Source organism: Paraburkholderia podalyriae, assembly GCF_014397785.1.
GTDB classification, from domain to species: domain Bacteria; phylum Pseudomonadota; class Gammaproteobacteria; order Burkholderiales; family Burkholderiaceae; genus Paraburkholderia; species Paraburkholderia podalyriae.
Map to the genome: position 1 here is coordinate 1 of NZ_VZQQ01000263.1, position 824 is coordinate 824.

At 59.5% G+C, this 824-nt stretch carries 1 protein-coding gene; it reads left to right on the forward strand.

Features of this window, described 5'->3' with window-relative positions; all coding sequences use genetic code 11:
- Nucleotides 1-94: 94 nt before the first annotated feature.
- On the forward strand, nt 95-824 hold a 730-nt coding region (locus F6X42_RS42940; protein WP_246530571.1), incomplete at its 3' end, for an IS4 family transposase.

The window sequence follows — 824 nt, forward strand, 5'->3', positions numbered from 1 at the left end:
GGAACATCCCGAACTCATCGGATACGCTGGCAGCGCAATAACTTCCGCCCAGCGGCGAGGCCGGACGAAGCCGAGCCCGCAATGCGGCATCCTGATGCATTCAAGTCTCGCCGTCACAACCGAAGGTCTGCCACTGGGGCTGGCGGCCATCAAATTCTGGAGCCGCGCGCAATTCAAGGACACCGCGAGAAGACGCGGCAAAGTTAATTTCACACGCATACCGATTGAGCAGAAGGAAAGCTTTCGGTGGATTGAGAATCTGCGTCAATCAACCACCCGGCTCGGTGAACCGGATCGCTGTGTGCATATTGGCGACCGGGAAAGCGACGTCTATGAACTGTTTTGCGCCGCCTCTGAGCTCGGCACGCATTTTCTGGTGCGTACCTGCAGCAACAGGTTAGCCGGCGACGGCGAGCATACCGTTGCAGACGAAATGTCAGAGGTGCGGGTGAAGGGATTGCACCGGATCGAATTTCGCGACGCCAAAGGACACCCTCACCAGGCGTGTCTGGAACTCAGATATCGGCGCCTTATGGTTTGGCCGCCTGTCGCCAAGCAGCTGCGGGGCTATCCTGCGCTCACGCTGACCGTCATCCATGCGACGGAGCGCGGCGAGCCGGAGGGCCGGGCGCGCATCCAATGGAGGCTGCTCACGGATCTGCCGGTGAACTCGCGTGTGGATGCGATCGAAAAGATCGACTGGTACGCGATGCGCTGGAAAATAGAGACGTTTCACAAGAATCTGAAGTCCGGCTGCAAGGCTGAAGAGTCGCAGTTGCGCACCGCCAGCGGCCTGACCAACCTGATCGCCATCTTCTGCATCC